General features: G+C 35.6%; 15 protein-coding genes and 1 pseudogene. All 16 read left to right on the top strand.

What is annotated here, in order from left to right:
• A pseudogene (locus PHP06_08225) lies at positions 1-401 on the top strand (NAD(P)-dependent oxidoreductase).
• A 153-nt stretch (positions 402-554) separates the two neighbouring features.
• Entirely contained in the window at positions 555-1,502 is a 948-nt protein-coding gene (locus tag PHP06_08220) for an ATP-binding cassette domain-containing protein (protein MDD3840545.1), read from the top strand.
• 2 nt (positions 1,503-1,504) lie between these two features.
• Complete coding sequence (locus PHP06_08215; protein MDD3840544.1) at positions 1,505-2,209, top strand: ABC-2 transporter permease; 705 nt, start codon at positions 1,505-1,507, stop codon at positions 2,207-2,209.
• 13 nt (positions 2,210-2,222) lie between these two features.
• Positions 2,223-3,635, top strand: a complete 1,413-nt coding sequence (locus tag PHP06_08210; GenBank protein ID MDD3840543.1) for a GldG family protein — start codon at positions 2,223-2,225, stop codon at positions 3,633-3,635.
• Positions 3,632-4,987 (top strand): DUF4340 domain-containing protein, encoded by a 1,356-nt coding sequence (locus PHP06_08205; GenBank protein MDD3840542.1) that lies wholly within the window; start codon positions 3,632-3,634, stop codon positions 4,985-4,987. The genes PHP06_08210 and PHP06_08205 overlap by 4 nt, the downstream gene beginning before the upstream one ends.
• A gap of 35 nt (positions 4,988-5,022) precedes the next feature.
• Positions 5,023-6,192: an N-acetylglucosamine-6-phosphate deacetylase gene (nagA, locus tag PHP06_08200; GenBank protein MDD3840541.1), complete on the top strand. Its 1,170-nt coding sequence runs from the start codon at positions 5,023-5,025 to the stop codon at positions 6,190-6,192.
• 46 nt (positions 6,193-6,238) lie between these two features.
• Positions 6,239-7,207, top strand: coding sequence for a Gfo/Idh/MocA family oxidoreductase (locus PHP06_08195; protein ID MDD3840540.1), 969 nt, complete (start codon positions 6,239-6,241; stop codon positions 7,205-7,207).
• A gap of 27 nt (positions 7,208-7,234) precedes the next feature.
• Positions 7,235-8,044, top strand: coding sequence for an aldolase/citrate lyase family protein (locus PHP06_08190; protein ID MDD3840539.1), 810 nt, complete (start codon positions 7,235-7,237; stop codon positions 8,042-8,044).
• The gene (locus PHP06_08185; GenBank protein MDD3840538.1) at positions 8,028-8,810 is read left to right on the top strand and encodes an SDR family oxidoreductase; all 783 of its coding nucleotides are present in this window, start codon (positions 8,028-8,030) and stop codon (positions 8,808-8,810) included. The genes PHP06_08190 and PHP06_08185 overlap by 17 nt, the downstream gene beginning before the upstream one ends.
• Before the next feature lie 52 nt (positions 8,811-8,862).
• Complete coding sequence (locus tag PHP06_08180; protein MDD3840537.1) at positions 8,863-9,840, top strand: acetylxylan esterase; 978 nt, start codon at positions 8,863-8,865, stop codon at positions 9,838-9,840.
• Between the two features lie 82 nt (positions 9,841-9,922).
• Positions 9,923-10,798, top strand: a complete 876-nt coding sequence (locus tag PHP06_08175) for a dihydrodipicolinate synthase family protein (GenBank protein MDD3840536.1) — start codon at positions 9,923-9,925, stop codon at positions 10,796-10,798.
• 183 nt (positions 10,799-10,981) lie between these two features.
• On the top strand, positions 10,982-11,857 hold the full coding sequence (locus PHP06_08170; GenBank protein ID MDD3840535.1) for an EamA family transporter: 876 nt from the start codon (positions 10,982-10,984) through the stop codon (positions 11,855-11,857).
• Between the two features lie 121 nt (positions 11,858-11,978).
• Positions 11,979-12,758 (top strand): SDR family NAD(P)-dependent oxidoreductase, encoded by a 780-nt coding sequence (locus PHP06_08165; GenBank protein MDD3840534.1) that lies wholly within the window; start codon positions 11,979-11,981, stop codon positions 12,756-12,758.
• An 88-nt stretch (positions 12,759-12,846) separates the two neighbouring features.
• Positions 12,847-13,803 carry an aldo/keto reductase gene (locus tag PHP06_08160; GenBank protein MDD3840533.1) on the top strand — a complete coding sequence of 319 codons (957 nt, stop codon included), beginning with the start codon at positions 12,847-12,849 and terminating at the stop codon, positions 13,801-13,803.
• A gap of 203 nt (positions 13,804-14,006) precedes the next feature.
• Positions 14,007-15,077 (top strand): GntR family transcriptional regulator, encoded by a 1,071-nt coding sequence (locus tag PHP06_08155; protein ID MDD3840532.1) that lies wholly within the window; start codon positions 14,007-14,009, stop codon positions 15,075-15,077.
• A gap of 73 nt (positions 15,078-15,150) precedes the next feature.
• A partial coding sequence (locus PHP06_08150; protein ID MDD3840531.1) for a class III aminotransferase occupies positions 15,151-15,584 on the top strand: 434 nt, incomplete at its 3' end.

Here is a 15,584-nt window from a genome sequence, read left to right as displayed (position 1 = left end):
ATTATTGTTACAAATGTGCCTGCATATAGCACTAATTCTGTAGCACAGCTTGTATTTGCTTTTATATTGGAATTATGCCATCATGTTAAATTGCACAGCCATGCAGTCCATGATGGAGAATGGGTAAAAAGCGAGGACTTTTGTTTTTGGAAGACACCTTTGATTGAATTAGCAGGAAAACCATAGGCGTTGTCGGTTTTGGGAGGATAGGTCAGCAGGTAGCATTTTTGATAAATACCTCAAGGGGAGATGTGATAGTAGAGCAAGATGTTGCAGATGCTTTAAACAGTGGAAGAATAGCATGGGCTACTCGTGAAGCAAGAATACGGCTTATTGATGCTGTTACTGAAAATGTAAAGAGATATATAGAGGGCGATCCTATAAATATAGTGAATGGATGATGAGTATTGAAATAGTCAAAAGTTGGTCATAGATTGGTCATAAATTCACTCTATAATTAGTATCTAAAAGTTATAATGTTTGTTCAATAAATTTTAAAATATGATCAATGTCAAATATTTATTCAATACCTACATGAAAAGGGGGGTAAGTCTTTGATAAACGTAAGCAATCTTACTAAAAAATATGGGAATCATACAGCTGTTGATAATGTGAGTTTTCATGTAAAACAAGGTGAAGTATTAGGATTTTTGGGACCCAACGGGGCGGGAAAAACAACTATTATGAATATCATTACAGGATATATTTCTTGTACTGAGGGAGATGTAAAGCTTGATGGGTTCGATGTTGTAGAAAATCCTTTAGAAGTAAAAAAATCAATAGGTTATCTGCCGGAAAAACCGCCTCTATATATGGATATGACTGTAGAGGAGTACCTCAAATTTGTATCCCAGATAAAAGGAGTTGCTTTAAATGACCAAAAATCACAGATTGATAGAGTTTTGGAGCTATTAAAGATAGGGGAGGTAAACAAGAGACTTATAAAAAATCTCTCTAAAGGTTATAAACAGAGAGTTGGTTTTGCTCAGGCCTTGATAGGACAACCCAAAGTATTGATATTGGATGAACCTACTGTAGGGCTTGATCCCAAGCAAATAATTGAGATCAGAAACCTTATTAAGCAGTTGGGCAAAGAACATACTGTTATATTGAGTTCTCATATACTACCTGAAATAAGTGCTGTTTGTGAGAGAGTAATAATAATCGATCAGGGAAAGCTTGTAGCTACAGATACTCCTCAAAACTTATCGTCCATGCTAGGAAATAGCAGCAGATTGGATATGAGGATAGAAGGGCCTGAAGAACAGGTAGTAGAAAATATTAAGTCTATAGAAGGTGTTATTCAGGTAGAGGTTATAAATAAATATGATGACGGATGCATAGATTTAATTGTGGAAAGTGACAAACAAAAGGATATAAGAAGACAACTTTTTTATCAGATGAGTGAAAAGAGATTTCCAATACTAAAGCTCAATCCGTTAAATTTAACTTTGGAAGAAATATTTTTGAAGCTTACCACACGGGAAGAGGGGGAATTATAATTATGTGGGCCGTTTATAAAAGGGAATTGATGGAGTATTATTTGACTCCTATCGGTTATATATTCATGGGGTTTTTTCTGATAGTATCAGGTTATTTTTTTTCAGTGACTAATCTTTTACAGGCCAATCCTTTTTTCAATAACGTTTTATCCAGCATCACATTTATATTTCTTTTTATTGTTCCTATACTTACAATGAGGCTTATTGCTGAAGAAAGCAAGAACAATACAGACCAGCTGCTTATAACTAGTCCTTTGAAGATCGGTTGGATAGTTATAAGCAAATATTTAGCTGCTTTAACTGTGTTTACGCTTACGATTTTAATCACTATGATATATCCTTTTATACTCTCTATATATGGAGAAATAGCCTGGGCAGAGATATGGGGAGGTTACTTGGGATTTTTTTTGTTAGGTGGATGCTTTATATCTGTAGGATTGCTTATTTCCTCTCTTACCGAGAACCAGATAATCGCTGCAGTGGTGACATTTTGCGTATCTTTGCTGTTATGGGTGATAGATTTTATTAAAAGCTTTACTAATAACGCAGTTGTAATAAAGATAATAGACGCTATCTCATTATTTAGAAGATATAGTGAATTTACTATGGGGATATTGAGCCTTGCAAATATAGTGTACTATATAAGTTTTATTATATTTTTTATATTTCTTACCGTAAAGGTAATTGAAAGAAAAAGATGGGCGTAGAGGGGGGTTCACCATGAAAAGAGGCATATTTAATAGCAAAAGGTTTAAATACGGAACCAGTTCGATGATTACCATCCTAGTTGTGGTTGCCATATTGATATTTATAAATCTGATTGCAGAACAGACATCTGTGAAGTGGGATCTCACACAAAATAAATTATATTCTCTTTCTGATCAGACTATAGAAGTAGTTGAGAATTTAGAAAAGGATGTAAATATATATCCTTTGTATTCCCAAGGGGAGGAGAATGGTGTAATACAACAGATAGTATCTAAATATTCTTCACTGTCTGACAAGATAAAAGTGGAATTTAAAGACCCTAATAAGAACCCAGGATTTGTAAAAAAGTATGACAAAGATGGCCAAGGCATACCTGAAGGAGCTATTATAATCGAGAGCGGAGATAAGCATAGAATTATAAATCCTGGTGAACTGGTAAATTATGATTCTGCCACTATGCAGGTTAGCGAACTTAATGTTGAGCAGAAAGTTACCTCTGCCATAATGTATGTTATGTCAGACCAAGAATCAATTGTATATCTTCTAAAGGGACATAATGAGACTGATATAGATTCTATGAGAGTGTCTCAGGAAATGAAGAACGAAAATTATCAGATAAAGCATTTAGACCTGGTTACAATGGATTCGGTGCCACAAGATGCTGATATGATATTGGTAGTATCCCCCAAAAAAGATTTATCAGACCAAGAAACGGACAAAATGATAAATTATCTCCGAGAAGGGGGAAGAGCTTTGTTTTTATTGGATATAGTAGATGAAGATCTTGCTAATTTTCAAGAGGTACTGAAGGGATTTGGACTAAAAATTGGCGGGCAACTGATCCTTGAGGGGGACAGCAGCAGACATACAGGTAACCCTATGTGGATTGCACCGGAAATTAAGGGTCATGAAATAACTAATAAATTAATTTCAAATGATATGAACGTCATTCTTCCGGGTTCAGCCAATGTAGAGATCCTTGACAGAAGGAAGAAAGATCTTGATATATCTGCTATATTAGCTTCTTCCGATAAATCTTGGGCAAAGGCAGATTTAAAGACAGCTGAAAGCTTGGAAAAAGAAGCAAGTGATGTTGAGGGTCCCTTCAATATATGTGTGGCAGCCGTGGATGAATCAGGTCAGCAGGATAAAAAAGATGCAAGGATAGTGGTATGCGGCAACGGAGTATTTATCACTGATGAGTTTTTCGGTATATCGGGGAATACGGATTTGTTTATGAATACTCTTAACTGGTTGGAGGGTAGAGAGGAAAGAATATCTATCAGAGCAAAAAGCCTTGTTTCAGACAGACTCGATATAACTTGGATACAGGCTATAATAAGCTCTATAATTTCCATAGGGATAATACCTCTGATAATATTAATAGCAGGGCTTATAGTTTGGTTAAGGAGGCGTCACCTATGAAAACCTATAAAAATATAATTGCCTTGTTAGCAGTGTTGGCAATACTTGTAGGTACGTATTATTTTACTAAAAGATCCCCTGATGAACAGCAGTCTAAACAAACTGATGAAAACGAAATATTCATTACTGAACAAGAGCAAATATCCCACATTGAAATAAAAAGGGATGATATATCTCTGACATTCAAAAACCAAGGCCAAGATTGGTCTGTAGATGCTGATGTAGAGCTTGACCAGAACAAGGTAAATTCTACTGCTGCAAGCTTTGCCAGTATCCATGCTGTATCCGTTGTTCAGGATCAGGTAGATGATTTACAGGAATTTGGACTGGACCCGGCAACAGCTGTCATTACAATAAGATTAAAAGACCATGAAATCAAGAAATTTTATATTGGAGATACCATACCATCGGGAGATGGGTATTACTTCAAAGAGGAGGACTCTAACTCTATCTATATAGTTGATAAGTATTTTGCCAGCAATGCATTGGTTACCTTGGATGATATGCGTGATAGGCAATTGTTTTTTGCAGAGGAGGGCCAGATCAACTATATAAAAATAAAAGGTGATGAAGGAAAAATAATCGAGCTTAAGAGCCAAGAACAAAAAGATGAGCAGTTGGCAAGCAAGGGTTTGGGCAGTTGGAAAATGATTAATCCATATCAGCGTGATGGAGATGTGCAAAAGATATCTGAACTTGCAAGTATTGTCTCAAATATTCAAGTAAAGGAGTTTGTTTCCTGTGAAAACGATTTGCAACAATATGGGATAACAGATGATGCAAAACAGATAATGCTGGGGACCGATGATTCAGAGCAGTTGCATCTTTTGATCGGGGACAACAAGGATGAGGACAGTGTATTTGTCAAATCAGCTGATAAAGATTTAGTGTGTACCATAGATAGTGATATATTAGAGGTTTTTGATTACAAACCCTTCGACTTGATGGACAAATTTGCATTCATAATAAATATAGACTTAGTGGATAAGGTAGAAATAAAACAAAAAAGCGAAACTCATGTACTTTCAATTGAAGGGTCTGAATCAGAAGAGCAAGATAAAAAAACCTACAAGATAGATGGAAAACCAGTGAAAGAAGATAAATTTAAGGATTTTTATCAAATATTGATAGGATTGACGGTAGATGCTGTAAATGAGGATGATACAACAGAGCAGCCTGAAGTGGAAACAATATACCGTTTAAATGAAGAAGGAGAAAAACGTCAGGTAACAGTTTCTTATATACCTCAGGATCGTTATTTTTACGCTGTTTCGATTGATGGATACTCGGACTTTATAATAGACAGAGAAAAAGTAGACCATATGTTAAAAGAATTGAATGATCTACTTTAATTGTCGGTAAATATTCTTTAAAAAAGGAGAAACAAATGGATTCTAATATTATTATAAACGGAAAATTAGTGATGCCTGACGAGGTTATAGAAGAAGGGACAGTAGTTGTACAAGGGAGTATTATAAAACACTGTGGAAACAGAAAGGATATACAAAAAACTGAAAATACCCAGGTTATAGATGTTAGAGAGAACTATATCGTCCCGGGATTTGTAGATATTCACTGCCATGGAGGGGGAGGATGGCGGTGTAATGATAACCCTGAAGCGTTTGCAAATGCGCATTTAGTACATGGTACAACCAGTGTCCTTGCTACTATTGCATATAATCTATCAAAAAAAGAGACATTGCAAGGATTAGAGAAAGTCATTAGATTTATGGAAAACAAACCGTCTAATATAGAGGGCATACATTTAGAGGGTCCATACATAAATCCAAAGTATGGGGCAGATTCTGCTAACGCGAGGAAACCCGACCCTGAAGAATATAATAAAATAATTCAGATGGCAGGTAAGTATATAAAATTATGGACATGTGCTCCTGAAGTAGAAGGTGCAGACCAGTTTATTGATACTGTTTGTAGTACAGGCATAACACTTTCTGTAGGCCATTCAGAGTTAGAAGCTTGTAAATTGCTTGATTTACCCCAAAGAGGTTTTAAGGTAGCTTGTCATTGTACAAATGCAACAGGTGTTACTCCTCATCCCAGCAGATACGAGGGTACTAAAGAAGTTGGATTGGATCAAGCGGTCATGCTGTGTGATGATATATATGCCGAAGTGATCCCTGATTCTGCAGGTGTACATGTAAGGCCGCTGATGTTGAAATTGTTATATAAAGTTAAAGGGATGGATAGGATTATTATTGTAACAGATGCCACAGATGATTCGGGCATGGAAAAGTTCAGATATATAGATGTAAACGGCAAAGAAATAGTTGAAAATATGAATGATCTGAATATAAATGAACAAGGCGAATTATCCGGCAGCAAACTTACGATGGATTATGCAGTGAGAAATATGATGCACCATACAGGCATTAGTATTGTGGAGGCTTTTAAAATAGCATCCTTGAACCCTGCGAGAGCAATAGGGATCGAGAATAAAGTAGGCAGCATAGAAAAAGGGAAATTAGCCAACCTATTAATAATAGACAAAGATATAAATATTAAAAAAGTTATGTTTGAAGGTCAGCTTATTTCATGATATATTATTATATGACAAATAAACTTATGAAAGGAAGTAGTGACAAATGAGCGCTTCTTGGAAGGGTATCGGAAAAAAAGAAATGAATATAGCTATGCTGGGAATGGTGGATGGTAATGGTCATCCATATTCTTGGAGTGCGATGTTCAACGGATTTGATCCAGAAGAAATGAAGAAATGTCCATTTCCTGTAATTCCACAATATTTGGCAAAGGAGCCTAAAGAGAACTTGAGAATCGATGGCGCAAAGATTACGCATATTTGGACTGACAATCCTGAAGATGCAAAAAAAGTTTCTAAGGCTTCGTTGATCCCTAACGTTGTTGAAAGACCTGAAGATGTTATTGGAGAGGTAGATGCGGTTATAATCGCAACTGATATCGGTTATGAGCATGTAGATAGGTGTAGACCTTTTGTAGAAGCGGGTTTGCCCATTTTTGTGGATAAGCCTATGGTGGATAACGAAAAGGATTTAAAGATATTTACAAAATGGGTAGAACAGGGAGCACATATAATGAGCTCAAGCTCCATGAGGTATACAAAAGAGTTTATTCCATTTAAAGAATCTATAAATAATTTAGGAGAGCTCAAATATGCAAGTATTACAACATGCAAATCTTGGGAGAGATATGGAATTCACGCCCTAGAGGCTGTTTATCCTATAATGGGTCCAGGTTTTGTATCAGCACGCAATACAGGCACTAAAGATAAAGACATTGTGCATTTCAAACACTCATCAGGTGCTGATCTTACCGTTGTAGCAATTTATGATATGTTTGGAGGATTTGGGCTTCTTCAATTATGTGGCAGTGCTGAATCGGTTCAAACAAGGACGAGTGACAGTTTTTATTCATTTAAAAAGCAATTAGATGTATTTGTAGAATATCTAAAGACTGGAGTTAGGCCTTACCCATTTTCTGAGACCCAGGAATTGATGAAGATGATTATAGCAGGTATCATGAGCAGGGAGCAGGGAGGCCGAGAAGTAAAGCTAAGTGAGATATCTACTCACTAAATTTAAAGCAAAAGGGGAATTATTGATATGAAGATGAGACCGAGCAGGGTACTTAAGAAACTGCGTGCTGGGGAAGTTGCCAGCTGCTTTAAGATAAATCTTGCAGATGCTAGGGCGGTAGAGATAGCAGCCATGGCTGGTTTTGATTGCCTATGGACAGATATGGAGCATGTGCCAAATGATTGGTCTGTTATAGAAAAGCAAGTCTGGGCTGCAAAATCCCAAAATGTAGATATGCTAGTTAGGGTATCCAGAGGAGGATATAGCGATTATATAAGGCCATTTGAATTGGATGCTTCCGGGATAATGGTGCCCCATCTTATGAGCTTGGAGGATGCTAAAAGGGTGGCGAGAATGACACGCTTTCATCCTGTTGGCAGAAGACCAGTTGATGGAGGAAATGCAGATGGAGCATATTGTAACATAGACTTTAATGAGTATCTGGAACAGGCAAACAGAGAGAGGTTTGTGATTGTGCAGATAGAAGATCCGGAACCATTGGATGAACTGGAAGAGATAGGCAAAGTAAAAGGAATAGATATGATATTTTTTGGCCCCGGGGATTTTAGTCAAGGAATAGGTACGCCTGGGCAATGGGATAATCCTAAAATTGATGAGACTCGCAGGAGAGTTGCTGAGGTCGCTATTAAAAACGGCAAGTTTGCAGGAACAGTAGGAGGTCCAGGAAACCTTAAGCAGTTGACGGAGATGGGATATAGGTTTATAAGTGTAGGGGCAGACGTAGTTGGGTTAAGTGAATACTGTAAAAACATAGTTGATTGTTTTGCTGATAATTCAAAGAATTTTGGAGGTAAAGGGTATGGGTATACTAAATAAGTTTTCTTTGGAAGGAAAAGTAGTGTTGATTACCGGCGGTGCTGGCAAATATGGAAGACAAATAGTTAAGGCTATTGCACAAGCTGGAGCTAAAACATATGTAGCTTCGAGAAATTTAGAAAAGTTAGAGGAGGTGGCAGCAGAGGAAAGAAAAGATGGGTATGATGTAACAGCTCTTCAATATGATCAGTCCTCTGAAGAATCTATACTCGCATTGAGAGACGAGATAATGAAGAGAAGTGGCCGTATAGATGTTTTGATAAACAACTCTGTTGCACGTCCTATGAAAGATTGGGAAGATGATGCTGCTAATTTTGCTAAAAGTATGCAGGTTAACGCAACAGGTTTATTTATAATAACTAGGGCATTTGGAGATATAATGGCCAAGCAGGGTTCCGGTTCCATCGTTAATATAGGTTCTATGCAGGGAATGATTGGACCTGATGCTACTTTATATAAGGGCTTGGATATGAATGGTTTTGTACCTGATTATTTTTTCCATAAGGGAGGTATTATAAACTTTAGCAGATTCGTTGCAAGCAATTACGGTCCATATAATGTGAGATGTAATTGCATAAGCCCTGGCGGATTCTATACAAAGGCTACTCCAGATGAGTTTGTAAGAAGATACAGCGATAGGACATTGATTGGAAGGATGGCAAATGAAACAGATTTAATGGGAATTGTTGTATTCTTATCTTCTGATGCATCCCAATACATAACCGGTGCAAATATACCTGTTGATGGCGGATATACTGCAAAATAGAGTAGTTGAGACAAAACTTGTTTCTAGTTGGAATTAGAAAGAAGGAATATTTATGCCTAAATACTATGATATGAGCTTAGAAGAATTGAAGAATTATAGACCAGAGCTTACCAGACAGCCGGATTTCACAGAATTCTGGGAGAATAATTTGCGATTATCAAATAGTCAGCCATTAAATGCCCAATTAAAACATTTTAAATACCCTGTAAAGGGCGTCAGCGTTTATGATGTTTATTATGATGGCTTTGAGAATGGAAGAATACATGGATATTATATTTTACCAGAGAATGGAGAAAAATTACCGGCATTAATACATTTTCATGGTTATGGAGGAAACAGAAAGTATATAAATGAATATCTGAAGTGGGTGCTACAAGGATATGCAGTCTTTACGATCGATGTGAGGGGCCAAGGGGGTCAAAGCATTGATGGTAGTGTTTATGATCAAGGATCTACTATGGGATGGCTGACAAAAGGTATAAGGGATAAGAATATATACTATTATAAATATGTGTACATGGACTGTAAAAGAGCAGTGGATTTTTTGTCTTCAAGGGATGAAATAGATAAAGATAGAATAGGGGTATATGGCAAGAGTCAGGGAGGTGCTCTTGCTATGATAACTGCGGCCTTAGATAAAAGGATAAAGCTTTGTATGCCTAACTATCCTTTTTTATGCAATTTTCAAAGAGCGGTACAAATGTTTGACCAAGGGCCTTATGGAGAGATATTTGAATATTTCAGGCTGTTTGATTGTTCAAATAAAAAACAGCAAATGGTGTATGGTACATTGAGCTATTTTGATGTGATGAATTTTTCAGATATGATAGAATGTCCCGTACTCATGGCAGGGGGATTGGTCGATCTGATTTGCCCACCCTCTACATTTTTTGCTGCATACAACCACTTAAAATGTAAAAAGACGTTCAAATTATATCCGAATTTTGAGCATGAAGAATTATGGGAGCATGAAGAAGAGAGAATAAAGTTTGCAAACAGATTATTTTCAATGGGTTCTGAAAATATTTAACAAAATCTTAAAAAAATGAAATGATGGCAGACTATTATAAAGTATAATATAATAAAATTGATTTATTATAGGAGGACTATAAATGCAAGAAGGTTTTTATACTGCCCTGGGTACACCCCTTGATAAAGAAGGGAACTTAGTAGAATCCAGTCTTAAGAAGCATGTTGTTGATCAGATTGATGCAGGGGCAGCCGGATTACTAGTTATGGGATCTATGGGAATAGAAGCATATATTAAAAGTTCTGAACATCCGAAGGTTGCTAAAGCCGCAGTGGAAGCTGCTGATGGGAGATGCCCTGTACTTATCGGGGTGATGGATAATTCTATTAGTAGAGTAAAGGAAAAAATAGATGGATTAAAGGGGCTAAAAATACAAGGTGTAGTTGCTACTACTCCATTTTATAATGCTGCAACACAGCAGGAAATCTACAACTTTTTTACACAGATAGCAGATTATTCTCCATATCCTCTTTATCTTTACGATCTTCCTGTTGTTACCAAGACCAAGATAAATGCTGATACTGCTGAACGATTGATGACTAATGAGAATATAGAAGGCATCAAGACAGGAGATTTACTTACTGCAAAGATACTTACAAAAAGTCCGCATAAAAGAGATGATTTTTCTGTTATATACAGTGGGCTAGACCTTTTTGATGTTGCATATAATTATGGGATTAAGAGGAACTTAGATGGTATGTTCAGCTGTACTCATCCCATAGCCAATGTCATGTATAAAAAGCTAGATGCAGGGGACATTAAAGGGGCTTCAAAAGAACTGGACAAGATATTAAAGTTGAGAAATAAATTTGTTCAGATTGGTGTGTTCAATGGTTTCTCATATGCTATGAATATATTGGGCTATGAGGGGATCTTTGCACCTGATTATGTTTATGAGTATGATGTAAAAAAGTTTGAACAGGTAAAAGAGTGTATGAAGGAATGTGGATTGCTGTAATAAACGAACATTGTCCTGTGGTCACTAGGGAGAGATTTTTTCTCTCCCCTTTTAAACTTTTTGAAACTCTTGAATCTTTATATCTCTGGTCAATTCCTATCAAATATATTTGATGTGATATCTTTAGTATACTTTTTAGCTTTTATCAAAATAAATACAAAATAAGATGATGGTGTATATACTATGATAATATATCTATTGGGAATGTCATTGCTGAATTCAATTTATTCAGTGACCATTAAAGCAATACAAAAAAATTATATCAAGAACAATTTACATAGTGTTTTTTTTAATTTGATACTTTCTTCTTTTCAAGTATTGCTGTTGCTTATTTTACCCCCATATTATAACTATCAATACAGCAAACAAACTATTGTTTTTGGCATGTTATTCGGTATTCTTTTTCTTGTAGGTTACTTGTTTTTAATAATTGCGTTTTCTAAAGGACCTCTATCTTTGACTAACCTGATTTCTAATTTAAATATGATAGTCCCGATAGTATTGGGGATGTTCGTATGGGGAGAGACTATAAGTCTTAAACAGTTTTTTGGGATAGTTTTGATAATATTTTCAATAATTCTTATAAGCAATACTTCATATAGAGAGCAGGATGTAAAGAAGAAGATAGATTACAGGTGGCTTATTATAGCTATTTGTTCTTCCCTTTTTACTGGCTTGGCTATTACTACTTCCAAACATCATGCGGTAATCAGACCTAACAATCCAAAAGAGTTTTTGATTATATACAATCTATCTACTGCTGCAATTACCGCTGTAATCAGTTCATACTATAAGTTCAATAAAAAAAAGGATTATTCATTTAAAGGTAAATTTTTTCTTTATACATTTCTAGCTGCGGCAATATTAGTTGTGTCCAACAACTTGTATATGAGTGTTGTGGCCAAAATAGAATCAGTCCTCTTTTTTCCTATAATAAAGGCAGGGAATATCATATTTGTTTTATTGGCATCTAATATATTTTTTAAAGAAAAACTTGGGAAATCGGCTCTATTGGGCATAGGGATAGGTGTATTATCGATTTTCTTATTAAGTATATAAATAAAATTTATAACATAGAAGTATTGTGATATAATAATACAAATAAAATATTTGCCTTGGAACACATAAAAATTAGTTTATGCTCAAATTTAAAATAAAAAAGAGGAGGAAAACAAATAATATGGCTACTAAAAATCAACCTGATAAAGCAGATGTCATAAAAAAAGACAGAAAAGTCCTTCTGCTTACCGGAGGTGCCAATGGTCTAGGGAGAGCTACTTGTAGGGAATATGCAAAAGCGGGATATAATGTTGCTTTTACAGATGTGTTGGTGGAGGAAGGTAAAAAAATAGAAGAGGAATTGAACAAGTCAGGGGTGGATGCTAAATTTTATAAAGCTGATGCCACCGATTTTAAAAGGGCTAAGGAAGTAGTGGAAGATGTGTTAAAAACCTTTGGTAGAATAGATGTTCTGGTGAATAATGTGGGAGGGGGAAGAGAAAAAGTAATATATAGGATCACTGAAGAACAATGGGACAGAGTAATAGAATTGACGCTAAAGAGTACATTTAATTATACGCGTGCGGTGGTGGATTATTTTATAGGCCAACAGAGAGGTTCGATAGTAAACATAAGTTCTATAAATGGACTGAGAGGAAGAGAAGGACAACCAGCATATAGTGCGGCCAAGATGGGTGTAGTCGGTTTTACAAAGTGTATAGCTAAAGAGCTGGGGAGATTTAATATAAGTGTAAATGCAGTTGCACCTGGCTATATAGAGACAGATGCACAAATAGAGAATACACCTGAGCTGGTACGTAAATTATGTAGGGAAGAAAGTGCCATAAAGCGTCTTGCAGACCCAGAGGACATCGCTTATCTGGTAGCTTTTTTAGGTTCGGAAAAAGCCAGTCTTATAACTGGTGAAGTAGTAAAAATAGATAGCGGAGCATATATTTAATTTTTAGGGAATAGTATCAAGACTATAAAAATGTATAATTATATATTTATTATTAGATAAAATCTAATTGAAAGAAAGGGGAAATTACATGTACGTCGGCAAAAAGAAAGGTGTGGATATATCAAAGTTCACACTAGGTACAGCACAGCTGGGTTATGATTACGGTGTTGCAAATAAAATAGGAAGATTGAGCAAGGAGCAATCTTTTGATGTATTAAAAACTGCTGTTGATCACGGAGTGATAAGTCTGGATACTGCTCCTTCTTACGGAAATTCTGAGCAAATATTAGGTGAGTTTTTTTCCAATAAGTGCTCAGCTATCAAAGATGCTACAGTTGTTACAAAGATATCCCATGTAGAAGGCGATGGGAATATTGGGTATAGTGACATAGAAAATCAAGTTGCACAGAGCGTGGATAGTTCCCTTAATAGATTAAAGATGGAAAGCATTCCTGTATGTTTAATGCATAATGCAGACTATGTAAAAGCTTTTGATGGAGCTATAACTGAATCCATGCAAAAATTAAAGGCAGAAGGCAAGATAAAAAATATAGGCGTCTCAGTATATACTCCTGAGGATGTTGAATTAGTTTTGAAAATGGGTGTTTTTGATGCTATTCAAATTCCTATAAATATCTTTGACCACAGACTTATAAAAACAGGCTTATTAAACGAGTTAGATAAATCGGGGATGATAGTTTTTTGTAGAAGTGTTTTTTTACAAGGATTATTTGCCATGAACCCGGATGAAGTACCTCCATATCTGGAAATAGCTAAAAAACCTTTAAAAAGATTGGGAGAGCTTGCTCAAAAAGCAGGGTGTACACCCATAGATTTGGCACTTATTTATATAAGAGATTTAAAAGAGATAGATAGTCTGGTTATAGGATGTGAAACACCTGAACAAGTAGAAAACAATGCAAAGCTGTTAAACTCTCCTCCGCTTGAAAAGGATTTGAAAGATGAAATATCGGATGCATTTAAAGACAGTCCGTTAGAACTGATTAATCCTGCCATGTGGGCAAATAAAAGTGGTGGAAGATAATTTAGTATGCATATTAAAATTACAAATAAAGGTATCGTATATTTATATATGGTGCCTTTATCCATTTTTACTATGCTATAAAGATTCAAGGGAATATTAAAAAATTAAATATTAGAAGGTTTTTCAAAAGAAATGTAGAAGTATACAACTAAACTGTTAAGAACACTTTAACAGTTTAAAAAATAAAAAAGGAGCAATAGATAGTGGATTTCAGATATGAAAGACAATCAAAAACCGACAGATTTTACGATTTTTTAAAAGCAGAAATATTGAGCAGCGAGTATAAGTATGGGGATAGGTTTTATTCTATAAGAGAGCTATCAAGGAAACATGGATTGAGCAACGTTACAGTCAGCGCAGTGGTATCCAGTTTGGTTAGAGAAGGTCTTTTATATTCAGAGCATGGAAGGGGAACATTTATCGGGGATTTGAGCAAGTATAAAAACAATGAGAACAAGAATATCGGTGTAGTTTTGTTTGACATCAACAAGGCGTATGACGTAGAGGCAGATATATTGAGAGGGATTCAAAATTCTCTAAAATCAAATTATTATATAGTGCCATACAGCATATTCGATGATGAGATAAAGCTATATACATCGCTAAAAGGTTTGACTGAACTTGAGACAGATGGACTTATAATTTGTCCTCCTACTTCTGGTGAATATGATGTGGGATTGATAAAACAGATTTTGAAGGATACACCTACGGTATTTATTAACAGGCGTATAGATACAGTTAATGGGGGATTTGTATGTCTGGATAATGAGCAGGCAGGGTATATGGCTACAAACCATTTGCTGGAGAGAGGGAGAAAAGATATTCTCTATATTGGGAGCCTGGGCAATAACGTAGGTAAGCAATTATTTGATGGATATAAAAAAGCACTTTCAGAAAAAGGATTTAAAGTATCGGATAAAAGGATACTGGATATTGATAATTATGATGATTTTGATTTTAAATCTATAAAGCAAGCGCTGGATGACATGGTTGATGATATAGGCGCTATTTTTTCAAATGATTATATTATATACAAAATCAATTCCTATTTTTCAATGAGAGGAATAAGGGTTCCTGAAGATATTGCTTTTGTTGGATTCAACAACCTTTTATTTTCAGAGTATATGAATCCTCCGCTGACTACTATAGAATACCCATCCAGATTGATAGGAGAAGCAGCTGCTAAAATGATTATGAATATGATTGAACATGAACACTACAGCAAAGTTGAGAAGATATTCAAACCTAATTTAATAATTAGGAGATCATGTTGACAATGCCCTAATAGGGTTTTACTTGGGACTGATACTATTAAATTTAACTTAAAAATATAAGGGAGGCTATAACATGTTAGAAAATTGGGACTTTAATGAGTATGATCAAAAAATTATTGAGGGGTTAAATGATTTTATACCGGACCAGGTTTTTGATATTCATGCACATCTGGTAAGGGTATCAGATTTAAACTTAGATCACGACAACTTTTACAGCAAAATAGGGGAAGAGATTACATTAGATGTTTGGAAGGAAAATGTGAGCAAATTTACTCAAGGCTCAAACTTGATGGGAGGGCTTTTCTTTCCAATGATATCATCCTGCTGTGACGTGCAAAAATGCAATGATTATTTGATAGAGCAGTTAAAAGGGCAGACAACTAGCAAAGGCCTTATACTGATATCTCCTCATATGACCAGGAAAGAAGCAGAAAAATACTTAGAGGATAGTCAAATAGTAGGATTAAAACCTTATCATCTATTAAGCGATAAAAAACCCACAAATCA

Source organism: Clostridia bacterium, assembly GCA_028698525.1.
GTDB lineage: Bacteria > Bacillota > Clostridia > JAQVDB01 > JAQVDB01 > JAQVDB01.
The sequence above is the reverse complement of the archived record's forward strand: the minus strand, read 5'-3'. Positions and strand labels throughout refer to the sequence as shown.

What these genes read in the sequence shown, in the direction of transcription:
- PHP06_08160 (MDD3840533.1), top strand. Translation starts at nt 12,847, where the DNA reads ATGTACGTCGGCAAAAAGAAAGGTGTGGATATATCAAAGTTCACACTA.
- PHP06_08190 (MDD3840539.1), top strand. Translation starts at nt 7,235, where the DNA reads ATGAAGATGAGACCGAGCAGGGTACTTAAGAAACTGCGTGCTGGGGAA.
- PHP06_08195 (MDD3840540.1), top strand. Translation starts at nt 6,239, where the DNA reads ATGAGCGCTTCTTGGAAGGGTATCGGAAAAAAAGAAATGAATATAGCT.
- PHP06_08215 (MDD3840544.1), top strand. Translation starts at nt 1,505, where the DNA reads ATGTGGGCCGTTTATAAAAGGGAATTGATGGAGTATTATTTGACTCCT.
- nagA (MDD3840541.1), top strand. Translation starts at nt 5,023, where the DNA reads ATGGATTCTAATATTATTATAAACGGAAAATTAGTGATGCCTGACGAG.
- PHP06_08175 (MDD3840536.1), top strand. Translation starts at nt 9,923, where the DNA reads ATGCAAGAAGGTTTTTATACTGCCCTGGGTACACCCCTTGATAAAGAA.
- PHP06_08165 (MDD3840534.1), top strand. Translation starts at nt 11,979, where the DNA reads ATGGCTACTAAAAATCAACCTGATAAAGCAGATGTCATAAAAAAAGAC.
- PHP06_08170 (MDD3840535.1), top strand. Translation starts at nt 10,982, where the DNA reads ATGATAATATATCTATTGGGAATGTCATTGCTGAATTCAATTTATTCA.
- PHP06_08180 (MDD3840537.1), top strand. Translation starts at nt 8,863, where the DNA reads ATGCCTAAATACTATGATATGAGCTTAGAAGAATTGAAGAATTATAGA.
- PHP06_08210 (MDD3840543.1), top strand. Translation starts at nt 2,223, where the DNA reads ATGAAAAGAGGCATATTTAATAGCAAAAGGTTTAAATACGGAACCAGT.
- PHP06_08205 (MDD3840542.1), top strand. Translation starts at nt 3,632, where the DNA reads ATGAAAACCTATAAAAATATAATTGCCTTGTTAGCAGTGTTGGCAATA.
- PHP06_08185 (MDD3840538.1), top strand. Translation starts at nt 8,028, where the DNA reads ATGGGTATACTAAATAAGTTTTCTTTGGAAGGAAAAGTAGTGTTGATT.